The sequence below is a fragment of the Paenibacillus sp. S25 genome, from assembly GCF_019454085.1.
GTDB lineage: Bacteria > Bacillota > Bacilli > Paenibacillales > Paenibacillaceae > Paenibacillus > Paenibacillus polymyxa_B.
This window is the reverse complement of record NZ_CP073683.1, coordinates 2962395-2977251: the sequence shown is the minus strand read 5'-3', so window position 1 is coordinate 2977251 and position 14857 is coordinate 2962395. Positions and strand designations below refer to the sequence as shown.

Below are 14857 nucleotides of genomic sequence, written 5' to 3'. Positions count from 1 at the left end.
CGTAACAACAGGTGAAGCGACACGGGATTTGATACTACTTTGTGAATCCAAAAAAGGGAAGAAGAACAGATACTTAGTCATGTGGATGTTGATTATTTAAAGAATTGGTTCTCATTAATGCAATCCCCCTGACCAAAGTTTCTGGCAGGGGGATTGCATTAATGTAAGTTCTAGTTCACATACTTCTCTATCGTGCTTCGGACTGCACCAGGACCTGCCAGCATCTCATGAAACATGGCTTCAATCTTGTCGCCCAGACCAATCTCATATAATCGGACACCGAACAGTTTGTCATCCTCGAGTAGGCAGCGAACCTCGGAGGTTTGATCGCCCAGCTTCGTATTTTGCAAATATCCCTGTAATGTATCCAGTAACGGGTCCGGACTGAGTGTGAAGGGTGCTCCTTGATCATCCACTCCCAGCAAATAGCGACACCAGATCGCAATGGTCAAGGGAATAGCAGTCAAGTTCGCAGGATCAAGTCCATCTGTGCTAGCATAAGACTTTATGGTTTCACCAAAACGGATGCTCATCTTTTGAGATGTATCTGTGGCAATCCGCTGAGGCGTATCAGGAATATGGGGATTGGCGAAGCGTTCCTGCAATACCTCGTCAATAAATGGTTTCGGTTGGATAATACCGGGATCAACTACAACAGGCAAACCTTCCTTGTAGCCAATGGTTTCCACCAGACGACGCAATGTGTGATCCCTCATTTCATCTGCAATAAGCTCATATCCAAGCAGACACCCAGCTAGGGCCAGGGCTGTATGCAGCGGATTGAGACAGGTAGTGACTTTCATCTTCTCCACTTTGTCCACCGTATCCCGATTCGTGAAGATGATGCCAGCTTCCTCCAGTGCAGGTCTCCCGTTCGTAAACTTGTCTTCAATGACCAAATACTCGCTAACCTCAGCATTGACAAAGGGAGCCGTATACGTATGCCTTGAGGTAACGATCATCTCCATGTCGGCTAACCCCAGCTCCCGAAGAGCAGACTGTACTTGCAAGGAAGGGCGGGGAGTAATTTTGTCAATCATAGTTAGGGGGAAGGTTATTTTCTCCTCATTCTGCAGATAGTCTGCAAATCCTTCCTCTACCAGGCCTCTGCGAGTCCACTCCTTGGCGATAGCAATCATACTATCCTTTAACAGATCGCCGTTATGGGAGCAATTATCCATGCTCACAAAGGTCATTGGATGCCGCCCCTTCAGATAACGCCGATAGGCAAGCGAAGTAGCTATGCTCATCACATGCACTGGCTGTTCAGGACCATTCGTCAAATCCCTCTCCACAACAGCCAGATACTTGCCGTCGGGCCCGGTCAGGGCGTATCCTTTTTCCGTGACAGTAAAGCTTGCCATCTGCAAGGATGGATTCTCAAATGTTTCAATCAGACGGAGGTAGTCGTCTGGACGATTTTGCTCTGCTGCGAGTCCCTCAACGATGCTTGCGACCACGCTCTTGTGAAATCTTCCGTCTGCACTCATCAACACCAGTAAGGTTAGATTGTCGTAAGGCTTATAGGCTTTGTCGATCATTTCAAAATCAAAGACTTCGGCTGCAACAATACCTGTATCCGCTTTCAATTTATTCAGCAGTTGTTGCTGCGCGTTGGCTATCAACCCTCGAAAAATATTGCCTGCGCCGAAATGCAGCCATTGTGGTCTAACTCGGGTGTTATTGGCTACAAGCTCCAGATCATATTTTGGCAGTTCGATGCCTGCTGCTCCCCAGGCCGCCTTGTCTGAAAGGCCTTTCCGGTTAAGTTGGAGCATTTATTTCACTCCTTTGCCTTGAGCGAGACTATCCCAGACACCAAGCAAGTACATAACTCCCAGTGCACGGTCATACAAACCGTAGCCTGGCCGACAATTCTTTTCTTCCCCCCATAGATGTCTGCCGTGATCCGGGCGTACATATCCCTGATAGCCGTTCTCGTGATAAGCTCTAACTACTTCCGGAACATCGACGCTTCCGTCCTTTCCGCGGTGTGACACTTCAATAAAGTCACCATTCTCAAACACCTTGACATTACGAATATGCGCAAAATGAATACGATCGTGAAACTCCCGAATCATGGCAGGCAAATCATTCTCAGGATTGCTCCCCAGTGAGCCTGTGCAGAAGGTTAGACCATTATAGGGACTGTTCACTGCATCTAGGATGCGCTGGATGGTCTCACGACTACGGACAATTCTCGGCAATCCGAAGATGGGCCATGCCGGATCATCAGGATGAATGGCCATCTTGATGTCAACCTCCTCGCAGACCGGGATGATGCGCTCAAGAAAATACTTCAGGTTGTCAAACAACTTGTCTTCTGTGACATCCGCGTAAGCAGCAAAAAGTTCATCCAGTCTCGCCAACCGCTCCGGTTCCCAGCCAGGCATGGTGAACTTTCCGGCTCCCTCGAGAATCCGATCCACCATTTGGCGGGGATCATCGGTAATGGCAGCCTTTTCATAAAAGAGGGCGTTGGACCCGTCAGGTAGTTCCTTATACAGTTCCGTTCTTGTCCAGTCAAAGACAGGCATAAAGTTATAGCAAATCACCTTGACTCCCACTTTGGCTAATTTTCGAATGGTGTCGATATAAATGTCAATATATTGATCGCGGGATGGCAGGCCGATTTTGATATCATCGTGGATATTTACACTTTCTACGACCGCCGTACTAAAGCCCTTACTCGTAATCTGATCAGCTACTTCCTGAATTCGCTCCATTTCCCATACTTCACCGGCTACCTTATCATGTAAAGACCAGACAATGCCCATAACTCCCGGAATTTGCCGGATATGATCCAGTGTAACATTGTCATTGCCTTCCCCATACCATCTCCAGGTCATATTCATAACGATACCCTCCCTGATTGTATTTCGTTTATCTTGTATACAAGATTGAGTTGATCATAAATTATAAGATTTGTTCTTGTCAATGATAATTTCAGAGGAGTTCGTCACATCAAAATGCTTTATAATAAAACTAGATTTATAAAGTGAAGGTAGGAATGATATGTTTACAAAAGAAGAAATCATGCAACTGTTGAAAAAAGATATTTTGTCCCTGACCTTAAAGCCGGGTACTCTTCTCAGTGAGACGACCTTGTCAGAACGCTTCCAGCTGTCCAGAACTCCGCTACGCGATGTATTGAAGTGGCTTGCGCTCGAGTCCTACATTGATATTTATCCCAAGAAGGGAAACATTGTTTCCTATATTGATCTGGAGTCCGTGGAACAAATTATTTACTTAAGAAGCGCATTGGAAAAGGAGATTATGAAGGAGCTTTCTTCGCAAATTGTATTAAAGGATGTACAGAAGCTGAGCGATATTCTGGACAGACAGAGAGCTGTGATTGAAGAAGATCATGCTACGGATCAATTTCTCAGTCTGGATGATCAGTTTCACCAAACCATGTTCCAATTGGTGGGGCGGGGGTTTCTTTGGCAGCTCATTCAGCAGTCGAATGTTCACTATATCAGATATCGCAAGCTGCATATGCTGGAAACAGGGAAGCTGATGGGCATCTGGCATGAGCACCAGGCTATGCTTGAATACATGTTAAATAAGGAAACAACCAAAATGGATGATCTGGTTCATCATCATCTCAGAGAGGATATCCATTCGCTCGATTTTCTCCGGAAGTTCGCTGATTATATCAAGAAATAAGGGAACTAGCTCAAATTAACATGTATGAATATTGAAGAAGTGAGTAATTCATGGAGGCTGTTCTACGAGTTGGATATGTCGGTGAAAGAGCGAGTAAGAAATGCGAGACTGCAGCAAAATTTAAGGCCGGCAACATGCCAGCCTGTGTCATTCCATTCTTGCTCGTGAGTATTGTTATTTACAGTCAGGCGGTGGTCAAACTGGAGGAATCCTCACAGGAACTTGCGGACTTGTATACATGTCAGATGGAATCCTCCTTGAATACGCTCATGGAATAATATAATAAATTGTCTAGCTTGGTACCTTAAAATAACCTTGATGTTTGCCTTTCTTATTAACTTCAGCAATACCCTCAGTCTGTGACTGTTTGATTCCCAACCCTAACTTGTATTTCCGTTAAATACTCTTCCTCAAGTATAGTATCTCGATTATCAACCTCGTAAATTTCAAAAGGACTGCCCAATATTTTTAAGTTATTTTCTTTTGCATACGTAATAACTTCTATTATTCTGTCTGTGCTTTGATGATAACCTCCACGATAATAAAGTGAAAGATATTCTCCTGCGGGAAGAGTAAAGTCATTTTCATCTTGATCCAGAATAAAAAAAACAGAGTTAAACACAACCGGTGCGCCATCTTTTAGCTCATCAACCGATACAGAAGCTGCATAAAGTTGATTTCCGAAGTCATGAATCTTTTTTTCATGTTTTGAGTGTAGCTTTTTTATAGCGAAGTCCATTTCTTCATCTCTGGTTATTCTCATTTTAAGTTTAAGACATGGGCGTTCAGACATTTTTTTTATTTTAAAAACGTTTGTTTTGATTTGGCTGGCTGCCGATAATACCACTATCCTATCATGAATCATTTGTTCCTTCGTTTGGAGCTCCTTTAACTGCTTTTGAATGAGCATCTGTTCTTCATGCAGCAGTTCCAAAGTATTGTCAATACTCTGATAATCCAAGTATTCTTTGATTTGTTGCATGGAGAAATCTAATAGACGAAGATCGCGAATGATATTTAACTTGTACATATCATTAAGACCGTAAATGCGGTAACTATTCACATCACGTTGAGGTTTCAATACGCCTAACTTCTCATAATACCGCAATGAATCAATACCAATTCCATAAAGTTTCGATATTTCACTTATTTTATAATAATCTTTCATTATACTCACACCTTTACATTTCTAAATGTAATTAAAATTCTTGACTCTAGTATAATACCAGGGTTTAGTGTGGTTCATACAGGATAGAAATTAATTATAGCTAGGAAGTGAGCAATTTGGTTCAACGTGAGATATTTGATCAAATATTCAATATTATGAAAGAATCCTTTCCTATCATCGAATATCGAAACTATGAAGGACAGAAGGAATTACTTTCTAATCCGCGTTATCGTCTGATGACTGAAGAGAATAAGCAAGGCGAAGTGATCGCTTTTCTCGCGGGTTGGGAATTTGAGGGTTTTAGATATGTAGAGAATATTGCTGTTTCCCCGACGATTCGGGGAGGGGGGATAGGAAAACGTTTAATGGAGCGGTTTATAAAGAAATCTACTTTGCCAGTAATTCTGGAAGTCGAACCGCCAGAAGATGAGCTAAAGCAGAGAAGGATCAGGTTTTACGAGCGTCTTGGGTTCCGGTTAGGGAACTACAAGTATCTTCAGCCTTCGCTGCGCGCGGGAAATTCTAATTTTCCTTTATGTATCATGAGCTATCCCGATCTTTTGACAGACTCGCAATTTAAATTCATAAAGAATCAACTGTACAGGGAGGTGTACAATGTTCCGGCTGTTTATCCGAATTCAATTTAATTTATTTGAGCAAGGGACGCATTATAGTAGGTCCAGTAAAAATAATGTGGGGGAGAAAAAAGCTCTTAGGACTTATTCATATAGAATGAAAGTTCCGATACCTGGATTCAAACAGGACAAAAATGAAGATTCCCTGTTTTAAGACTATAAAATTGGGCGTGTAGTCGGGTATAATGTTTTACGCAACCGCTCGCCGTAAACCTCCTAAACCGCTGCGTAAAAAGGAGAATTATATTACAATTGAAAAAAGTACTGAAATATTTCCATGATGTAAGTAAAAAATGCCAGATCAATTCTAGATTATAAAGGGGGGAACAATATGTGCAGATACGCAATGTACGGCCCATATAAAGATATCTTTGCCTGCTTTACCTGCAGGAAGGTATATAAGCAGACATCACGGTTTGAAATACCGAAGGATGAATATGAACGGGTTGGCCATGTCTGTCCGCAATGCCAGGCATCCATGCATGACATGGGTCATGATTTTCAGGCCCCGAAGCAAACGAATATTAAGCAGTGGAAAAAGGTGGAGCTACTATATCAACAAGGATACGCTTACCACTCATGCGGCTGCGGCGGCCCCGGGTACAGACCCTCCCGGTTGTCGGAGGTACCCGAATTTCTGGAGATACAGCGAACGTTTGAGAATAAGAGAGAGGCGCTACTGTACCGGCTTTTGCAGAGCTAGTTGACGCGGGCTTATAACAAACGTAAGTGAGAGTAAAGTAAATTTGGCAATTGGAACAAACATATCCTAGATATATTATTACCTATCACATTGTTTCACAGTAAGTGTAAGCCAGGAATAGAGAATGAAATAAATTATCTTCTTTTTAGTTTATCATAAAGAAGAGCCTATAGAATCACATGTGAGATGAAGTGAATTATAGAAACTTTCATGTTTTCCCATTTTCCCAAGTGCAAAGATGAACATGCCCGGAAAAAATATAAGAGGTTCACTATACGCGCTTCGTTCGCTGAACTAGCGGGCAGGTTAGCTCATTAAGAACCCGACGCAACCTCAGGATTTCCTTAGGCTGCATAGGACCGATAGGGAACTATGCAGTAACTGAGTTCGGCTCGAGCCATGGTTTTTGATGTGACTAATGATGCCGGAAATCAAAAAAGAACCGGATAGTTTTATCAGGTTCTTTTATATTGCATATAAAACATACACGATGATATAATCAGATTACGATTTTGAAAATTTGAATGATCATAATTATCACATCTTATATTTCAACTTTACCATGCCGCTAAACTCTTGTCAAATGTTTTTTTCTCAATTTAATGGTTAGGAGAGATATTGAATGAGTTCTTTGGTTCTCGGTTTTCAGGAAATGGAAAAAACGCAGCTTTTGCTCGTTGGCGGAAAAGGGTTGAATTTAGGGGAATTATCAAAAATTGAAGGAATACATGTACCAGAAGGTTTTTGTGTTACAACAATGGGGTATCAAAGAGCCATCGAACAAAAAGAAATGTATTATGCATTGTTGGACCGACTAACAAGGCTAAAAGCAGAAGAACGAGCTCAAATTGGTGAAATTAGCAGGCAGATTCGTCAAATCATTATGGAAGTAGACGTTCCTTCCGATGTTGTGGAAGCAGTTACTCACTATCTCTCCAGGTTTGGAGAGGAACATGCTTATGCAGTACGTTCTAGTGCGACTGCTGAAGATTTGCCACATGCCTCTTTTGCTGGTCAACAAGACACCTATTTAAATGTCATCGGCAAAGAAGCAATCTTGCAGCATATCAGCAAATGTTGGGCTTCACTATTTACGGATCGCGCGGTTATCTACCGTATGCAAAATGGATTTGACCACAGTCAAGTTTATTTATCCGTTATCGTTCAAAGGATGGTTTTCCCACAGGCTTCAGGAATTTTATTTACCGCTGATCCGACTACCTCCAACCGGAAGCTGCTATCAATCGATGCCAGTTTTGGGCTTGGAGAAGCACTGGTCTCTGGCTTGGTATCTGCCGATTGTTATAAAGTACAGGAAGGGGAAATCATCGATAAGAGGATAGCGACCAAAAAATTGGCTATCTATGGACGAAGAGAAGGCGGAACAGAGACCCGACAGATCGATCGCGATCAGCAAAAGACTCAAACCCTTACTGAACAACAAATTTTACAACTGGCACGTATGGGAAGACAGATCGAAGCTTATTTTGGTTATCCACAAGATATCGAATGGTGTTTGGTTGATGATACTTTTTATATTGTCCAGAGTCGTCCAATCACGACTTTATACCCGATCCCTGAAGCGAATGATCAAGAAAATCACGTTTACGTATCTGTCGGTCATCAACAAATGATGACTGACCCGATAAAACCATTGGGATTGTCTTTTTACCTGTTAATAACTCCTGCACCCATGCGTATAGCCGGTGGAAGGTTGTTTGTTGATGTTACACATATGCTGGCTTCACCTGTCAGCAGAGAAACTTTCTTAAATACCCTGGGACAATCTGATCCGCTCATAAAAGACGCATTTATGACTCTAATAGAGCGAGATTTTATAAAATCGTTACCAGATGACAGAACAGAACTGAGTTCCGGTAAAAGCGATAAAGGGTTGTCGTCTGCAGGTTTTCAAGCACAAATCGAAAACGATCCGGCAATTGTTTCTGATTTGATTAAGAACAGCCAAACATCGATAGAAGAATTAAAACAAAACATCCAAACAAAATCAGGAGCAGATTTATTTGATTTTATTCTGGAAGATCTCCAAGAATTAAAGAAGATCTTATTTGACCCACAAAGTTCAAAGGTTTTTATGACTGCTATGAATGCTTCGTCATGGATCAATGAAAAAATGTACGAGTGGTTAGGTGAAAAAAACGCAGCAGATACGCTTTCTCAATCTGTACCAAACAACATTACTTCGGAAATGGGTCTGGCGCTATTGGGTGTCGCAGATGTGATTCGTCCTTATCCGGAGGTAATTGATTATTTACAACATGTAAAAGATGATAATTTTATGGATGAACTGGTTAAGTTGGATGGTGGACAGGAAACTCAAGACGCTATCTATGCTTATCTAAACAAATACGGAATGCGATGTGCTGGTGAAATCGATATTTCGAGAACTCGTTGGAGTGAAAAACCAATTATACTTGTCCCCATGATTCTCAGTAATATCAAAAACTTTGAGCCTAATGCTAGCCATCGGAAATTTGGGCAGGGGCGACAGGAAGCTTTGAAAAAAGAACAAGAGTTATTAGATCGATTGAAGCAATTACCGGATGGTGAACAAAAAGCCAAAGAAACAAAACGAATGATCGACCTGATCCGGAATTTCATCGGTTATCGTGAATATCCCAAATACGGCCTGGTTAATCGCTACTTCGTTTATAAGCAGGCTTTACTAAAAGAAGCCGAACAACTCGTACAAGCTGGTGTTATTCACGAGAAAGAAGATATATACGATCTCACTTTTGAAGAACTTCACGAAGTCGTACGCACAAATAAAGTGGATTATCAGATCATCCGTAAACGAAAAAACGATTATAAATTATATGAAAAACTAACTCCCCCGCGTGTAATCACGTCTGATGGTGAAATCATTGCGGGTGAGTACAAACGAGAAAATCTCCCAGCCGAAGCTATTGTAGGTTTACCTGTTTCTTCTGGACTTATAGAGGGGCGAGCACGTGTCATCTTAAACATGGAAGATGCTGATCTGGAAGATGGAGATATATTAGTCACCGCCTTTACTGACCCCAGCTGGACACCATTGTTTGTATCCATAAAAGGCCTAGTCACCGAAGTTGGTGGACTGATGACTCATGGAGCCGTTATCGCACGTGAATATGGCTTACCCGCAGTTGTCGGAGTGGAGAATGCTACCAAAGTGATAAAAGATGGGCAACGAATTCGCGTGCATGGAACAGAAGGGTATATCGAAATATTGTAATGGCTGAATACGTCAAGTAATAGCCTCTGTCATAATGGACAGTATTAAATGCAACCTGTCATGGATAAAAGGGCGGTTACCCTGTTCGTCCTTTTATCCATGAAACAAAATGATTTATACATAGCTGACCCGATAATCTAAATCTCTTGTCCTTACGGCAATAGGTACAAGTCCTTGTCCTCGACAGTATCAGGTGTTAAATACCCAAGTGTGCCCTCAGAGTCGAACCTGCATATTCGCTTCTGAACAAGCCTCTTTCAACCAACAAATCCGTCAATAGCCCCAGCCTCAAACCGCTCAAAAATATCGTTCAATACGTCAAGTTATTTGGTGATAGCTGGGCTACAGCCCGCCCCCTTCAAATAAATGGAAGCGGGATTGCAACAGCGATAGGAATAGGATATTACACTCTATCCCGTCGCTCAGGCCAGCTGCAGCGATAGCTTTTCTAATGATAACCTTACGGTCAGGGAACCCACAATTATAGTGAGTTCTATGATGTCCTTCGTCATTGGGGTAAAGTGACAGACTTGACTTGAGTAGAGGTATTTCCGTAAATATCCTTGGCCAGTACGAGAATATGCAGCGTATCGGCTTGGGAGGAACCACCCTGTTTGTATTTAGTAGTTGGAAGCGTTGCTGACCAATTGGCTTTATCTTCAGTAATATCGACACGAATGCCATTGACATAAACTTTAAGCTGTGCAATATCGCTTTGATCTGTGACTGAACCTTCCAAAGCGAGAACATTATCCGTGATTGAAGCATTCAACTTAAGTTCAGGGGTTCCTGTTTCCTTGCGTTTAGAGGGTGGGAGAGCAGTTTGCGGGTTATAGGAAAAGGTTTCATCCTCAAGCGCTGGCGTGCGTGCTGCAATAGGACGGTTTTTGGTAGCCTGCTCATAGGAATAAGCGTAACGAAGCAGGTCATTATCGCTGTATGCAGCACCTGCCATCGTCAGATTAACGGGCATTCCGGTATCCTTCATAGCGCCCATACTCACAGACACACTTGGGATCCCGTACTCGCGTAGAATGAAATTCGTATTGGAGAAATAGTTGCCATTCTCCCAAGCCTCCTCATAGGATGTTTCATTCACATCGGAGTCAGCTTTGCCGATATTCGAATTTGCCGGGAATGCAATAAAATCAAGGTTGTTTTGCTTCATCCAATTTTCAAAATCAATCTTTCGTACATTTTCAAGCCCCCGTAGTCCTTCATGAAACTGAGGAATTTGTTCATAAGGGGTGACACCTTTCTTTATGGTTTCAATAAATACGTCATAGTGGCCAAGGTCTCTGCCACGTTTGGCATCTACCGAACCGGGCGGATTCGGGAAGACGGTTGCGGGGTCTATATTAGCCCATGACGGGAAATTCGGATCGCCTACACTTTTAAGGAATTCCTCAGCTGCATAGGGATTAAGCAACCCGAATTCCTTTTCAACCCACTTTGCTGGCATCAAACCACGTTCTTCAGGTGTTTTCGCTGTTGCCCGGTCCTTCTCGCTGTTCGCCTGCAAGGGGAAGTCGACTTCCACTACCTCAGCTCCAAGAGCAGTTAAATCCTTTACAGCTTTTTCCCATAATGCCTGAATCGAAGGTCTGAATTTGATCGGAGTTGTGGTTTCATGGTCCTTACCGATATAAATTTTCGGAACGCCAATGCGTTTGCCTTTCAAAGCTTGAGTGTCTCGCAACTCTAAATAGGATTTGGGACGGACACTGTTGACAGAAGGGAGCCGAACGGCTTTCTGTTCTCGCCAGAAATCACCCTTGGTGATCTTATCTTCTACAACGATCACGTCAAGCAAGCGGAGCATGTCCTCGACAGTCCTCGTATGTGGGACAACGACATCCCGTATAGGGAAGAGCGGCCAATTCCCCCGAATGGATATTACCCCCCGCGATGGCGTGTAAGCAATTAAACCATTGTTAGATGCTGGTGATCTTCCCGAGGATACCGTTTCTTCCCCCATACCAAAGGCAGCGAGGTTGGCGGCTGTTGATACACCAGATCCGTTAGAGGAGCCAGAGTACCAGGCTGCAGCCAAATAATCTGGATTGTACGGACTTTCAGCACGGCCATAAACGCCTCTTTGCATTCCCCCTGCTGCCATTGGCGGCATGTTGGTTTTACCAATGAGCACCCCACCGGATTTGCGTATCTTCTCTACTGTAAAGGCATCGTCCTTTGCCATCAGGTTTTTGAAAGCCGGAGATCCAGAAGCGACAGTAAGGCCCTTAACCTTGTAGCTGTCTTTAACCGTGTAGGGGATGCCTTGCAGAGGACCGGTCTTAATACCCTGTGCCCTTAGTTGATCAGCCTGAGCGGCTTCTTTTAGTACGTCGGGGTTCAGAACAGGGATGGAATTCAGCCGAATGCCACTAGAATCATAGGCATATACCCGGTTAAGGTACAGGGCGGTGAGCTCGACACTTGAGAGTGCTCCTGACTTCATCGCGTCCTGCATTTGAGCAATCGTAGCCTCTTGCAATTGAAATGTAACTAGGGAGGAGCCGGGTTCACTCGTTTTACTAGAGGATGAGGGTGAAGGAGCGGCGGATGCAAGCGGACATCCCGTGAAAGTTAAAATCATACCAACTGCGATCCATTTGCAATAGTTACCCATTACATTCCTTGTATTCGCTTTTAGCGTTCGTGCGCGCATAGCATTTTCACTCCTTAAAATAGATAGAATCAGGAATTGAATAGAGGGGAATGAGAAAAGGCCCTTTTACAGTATAAATGTTTCTAATTATACTACTTATTTTCATGTGAAATGTCAATTTTTGTAATGCCATACACAAGGAAGTTTGCTACTTTTAATGTGAAATCTAGTAATCCATGATTCAGATTGTTGCATCATCGCTGAATACAAAAAATCAATCTCCTCCGAAAAAGAAATTTATATTTCGTTTAATCCCAGAGGAAGAGATGTTGAAAAAACTATTATATGCCTGAAAGAGTATTCTGGTGATTTTTGAGAGAAGTTCGTAAAAAACAATCTAGATGGATTAACATCGATATATTTAGACCTAATGATCAAAAATAAGCTTCTCCATATTTGATGAAAACTTCTGAATTAGTTAATGGCGATTCACATAAGTATCTTAAGATGATTCTTCAGGTTAATAACTTAAGTCCATACAAAGTTTTTGGATTTGAAGAAACTCTAGATTCTCTAAACCCTGATATTAAAATTTTGACATTGATTATAAACAAATTTAGGAAAAACGATATTTTTCCTGTATTTATTGTGAAAACGAGTAGTAAAGCTATTTCAGAACAGATAACAACAATACAGCGACTACTTCGAAATTATACCCTTACTTATGGAGCAGAACATTTGAAGGGATGGAGAATTGAACTTCAATAATACGAAGGAAAAAGAGCGCATAAACATTACTACAGCTCGTTCAATTTACCCTAACTAGTTGTGAATATGTTGCGTTTAAATCCATTCGGAACGGGATTGGTTGCTCAAAATTGATTGAGTGTTACCAAGGTATCCGAGGAGACCAATCGGTGATGCAAAAATAGGGGTTGTAATGTATTACACAGAAGATTAAATAAGCATGAATGTCAGTGGACAAGAACATCTAGACTATTAGTCAAAATACGGGTTTTGTGAACATGTAGTATTAAGAAAATTGCATAACAGCACAGCATGCACATGAATGCCTCAAAGAATGAACCGTCAAAGCTGGCTTTCCGGATGCTGTTGCATATTTCTCAACAAGTTTTCGATAGGGTAATTCAGTTAACTTATCGTCAATTCGACCCATAAGGTGTAATTTCGCTTGTTTATCCAAAAAACAACCACCCCCAAATAAATATAATCTTTAAATAATTATTCGTCAGATTATTATTTTACGTAATTATATTTACTGGTTTAACTGATATCTCACTTTTCCTGCCATGTGGCAATTCGTCAGTATACATTTTCGTTCACTTATACTTTGATTATTTTCGCGTTTTTCTTCAATTCTGGAATTATTCCCTCTATTTTATCAAAATAATTAGGATGAAGAGTCCACCAATTCTCTCTCTACTGGTGATACCCCGACTCCGAACAAAACCAATTAACCATTTTACTAGCTTCTTGAGCAAGTACTTCTCCAAAAAGCCGAAGGATTGAAAAATTCACTCCATTGTACCTCTTTCTTATAGAAGGGTGAGAATGTCCCTCTAAAGATGATAAAGATGGAGCATACCTTAGTTAAATGGAAGAATACTAGGGGTACCTTCCCATTCAAATAGATTAATTAGTTTTCAGTTCGATTCGGCAGAAGTCATGATTATCGCAAACGAAGATATGCTCAGTCAGGTTTGGATCAACCTTCTGGACAATGCAATCAAGTTTTCGCCTTCGGATTCAGAGATCAAAATCGATATCAATTCCAAAGATCAACAGATCCACATCTCTATTCATGATAACGGTCCAGGCATCGACTTGAATAAGAAAAAATACATTTTAGGCAAATTTTACCATGTAGATACCTCACACTCCTCTCCGGGTAATGGACTAGGTTTGAGCATTGCTCACAAAATCATTGCCCTGCATGGCGGAACGATCAGGATTGCAAGATCCGATGAAATCGGCACATCGTTTGAAGTAACCCTCCCTTCACGTTAGTCGATTTCTCTTCACGCGAGTAATGAGTGAATCAGGTTTTTGTTTAGGGGGTTACATCAAAACGCTTTGGCTGCCAATATCGCTTGCCGGATTGCTTGTTCCTTTATGCTCTGCGCTTGGTCCGGCTGCTCACTGATACCTTCAATAAAAATAGCCTGCACATCGTCAATGCCCAGTAAATTCATTACAGCTTTTACATAACTATGGCTGTACTCAACATTTTCAAACTTCCCGTGGGAGAGAACCGTGCCTGAAGCCTGAATGTGCATCACTTTCTTGTCCTGCTGCGTCCCAGTCAAACCGGACAAACCCCGCAGCCCATTATCGGCCCGCTTAATGGTTTTTCCCGGAACCGTAACCGCGTCAATGTACGCTTTCAGAACCGACGGGAAAGAATAATTCCATACTCGATTGACAATGACGATTTTATCCGCGGCCATGAATTGATCCACAATCTCGCGCATTCGTACTGCTTTGACCTTCGACTCCTCACTCAGTTCATCGAAAGAAGGACCACTTGGCGGTTGCCCCCAGCGTCTTAGAAGATCGGCGTCGATTTGCGGAAGATCCATGCGATATAGGTCTAAATGAATGACCTCATCTCCAGGGTTGGCCTCCTGATAGGTTTCGATAAACTGTTTGCCGACTGATAAGCTGTATGTACCGTCTTTTAAAGGATGAGAAGTTACGTACAATACATTTGCCATGATAAATCCACTCCTTTTCGAACTCTATGAAAATCCGCTGATTAATATCATTACTAACTCCCTCTTTAATGTAACCATTATAGTTACATAAAAAAAGTGAA

At 42.1% G+C, this 14857-nt stretch carries 11 protein-coding genes and 1 pseudogene; 6 read left to right on the top strand and 6 right to left on the bottom strand.

The features are described from left to right. Nucleotides 1–170: 170 nt before the first annotated feature. The gene (locus KAI37_RS12720) at nt 171–1778 is read right to left on the bottom strand and encodes a mannitol dehydrogenase family protein (RefSeq protein ID WP_220031417.1); all 1608 of its coding nucleotides are present in this window, start codon (nt 1776–1778) and stop codon (nt 171–173) included. Next, on the bottom strand, nt 1779–2855 hold the full coding sequence (uxuA, locus tag KAI37_RS12715; protein WP_104494722.1) for a mannonate dehydratase: 1077 nt from the start codon (nt 2853–2855) through the stop codon (nt 1779–1781). 160 nt (nt 2856–3015) lie between these two features. Here uxuA and KAI37_RS12710 point away from each other — a divergent pair, with 160 nt between their 5' ends. Beyond that, a complete protein-coding gene (locus KAI37_RS12710) occupies nt 3016–3669 on the top strand; it encodes a GntR family transcriptional regulator (protein ID WP_104494724.1) in 654 nt (217 codons plus the stop codon). A gap of 50 nt (nt 3670–3719) precedes the next feature. Then, nucleotides 3720–3947 carry a hypothetical protein gene (locus tag KAI37_RS12705; protein ID WP_220031416.1) on the top strand — a complete coding sequence of 76 codons (228 nt, stop codon included), beginning with the start codon at nt 3720–3722 and terminating at the stop codon, nt 3945–3947. Nucleotides 3948–4021: 74 nt separating this feature from the next. Here KAI37_RS12705 and KAI37_RS12700 read toward each other — a convergent pair whose 3' ends face one another. Next, nucleotides 4022–4837 carry a MerR family transcriptional regulator gene (locus KAI37_RS12700; RefSeq protein WP_220031415.1) on the bottom strand — a complete coding sequence of 272 codons (816 nt, stop codon included), beginning with the start codon at nt 4835–4837 and terminating at the stop codon, nt 4022–4024. 116 nt (nt 4838–4953) lie between these two features. On the opposite strand from KAI37_RS12700, the gene KAI37_RS12695 reads away from it, so the two are divergent. From KAI37_RS12695 to ppsA, 3 genes are all read left to right on the top strand, one after another. Beyond that, entirely contained in the window at nt 4954–5484 is a 531-nt protein-coding gene (locus tag KAI37_RS12695) for a GNAT family N-acetyltransferase (protein WP_258383074.1), read from the top strand. A gap of 319 nt (nt 5485–5803) precedes the next feature. Beyond that, nucleotides 5804–6175 carry a hypothetical protein gene (locus tag KAI37_RS12690; protein WP_104494728.1) on the top strand — a complete coding sequence of 124 codons (372 nt, stop codon included), beginning with the start codon at nt 5804–5806 and terminating at the stop codon, nt 6173–6175. Between the two features lie 622 nt (nt 6176–6797). After that, nucleotides 6798–9410: a phosphoenolpyruvate synthase gene (ppsA, locus tag KAI37_RS12685; RefSeq protein WP_220031414.1), complete on the top strand. Its 2613-nt coding sequence runs from the start codon at nt 6798–6800 to the stop codon at nt 9408–9410. A gap of 196 nt (nt 9411–9606) precedes the next feature. On the opposite strand, the pseudogene KAI37_RS26355 reads toward ppsA, so the two are convergent. Further along, nucleotides 9607–9730 (bottom strand): annotated as a pseudogene (locus tag KAI37_RS26355) (LLM class flavin-dependent oxidoreductase); the annotation flags it as partial. 188 nt (nt 9731–9918) lie between these two features. Continuing rightward, nucleotides 9919–12081 (bottom strand): amidase, encoded by a 2163-nt coding sequence (locus KAI37_RS12680; RefSeq protein ID WP_220031413.1) that lies wholly within the window; start codon nt 12079–12081, stop codon nt 9919–9921. Nucleotides 12082–13707: 1626 nt separating this feature from the next. On the opposite strand from KAI37_RS12680, the gene KAI37_RS12675 reads away from it, so the two are divergent. Next, nucleotides 13708–14049 (top strand): sensor histidine kinase, encoded by a 342-nt coding sequence (locus tag KAI37_RS12675; protein WP_220031412.1) that lies wholly within the window; start codon nt 13708–13710, stop codon nt 14047–14049. Between the two features lie 56 nt (nt 14050–14105). Here the strand turns inward: KAI37_RS12675 and KAI37_RS12670 are convergent, their stop codons facing one another. Continuing rightward, nucleotides 14106–14756 carry an FMN-dependent NADH-azoreductase gene (locus KAI37_RS12670; RefSeq protein WP_220031411.1) on the bottom strand — a complete coding sequence of 217 codons (651 nt, stop codon included), beginning with the start codon at nt 14754–14756 and terminating at the stop codon, nt 14106–14108. Between the last annotated feature and the right edge of the window lie 101 nt (nt 14757–14857).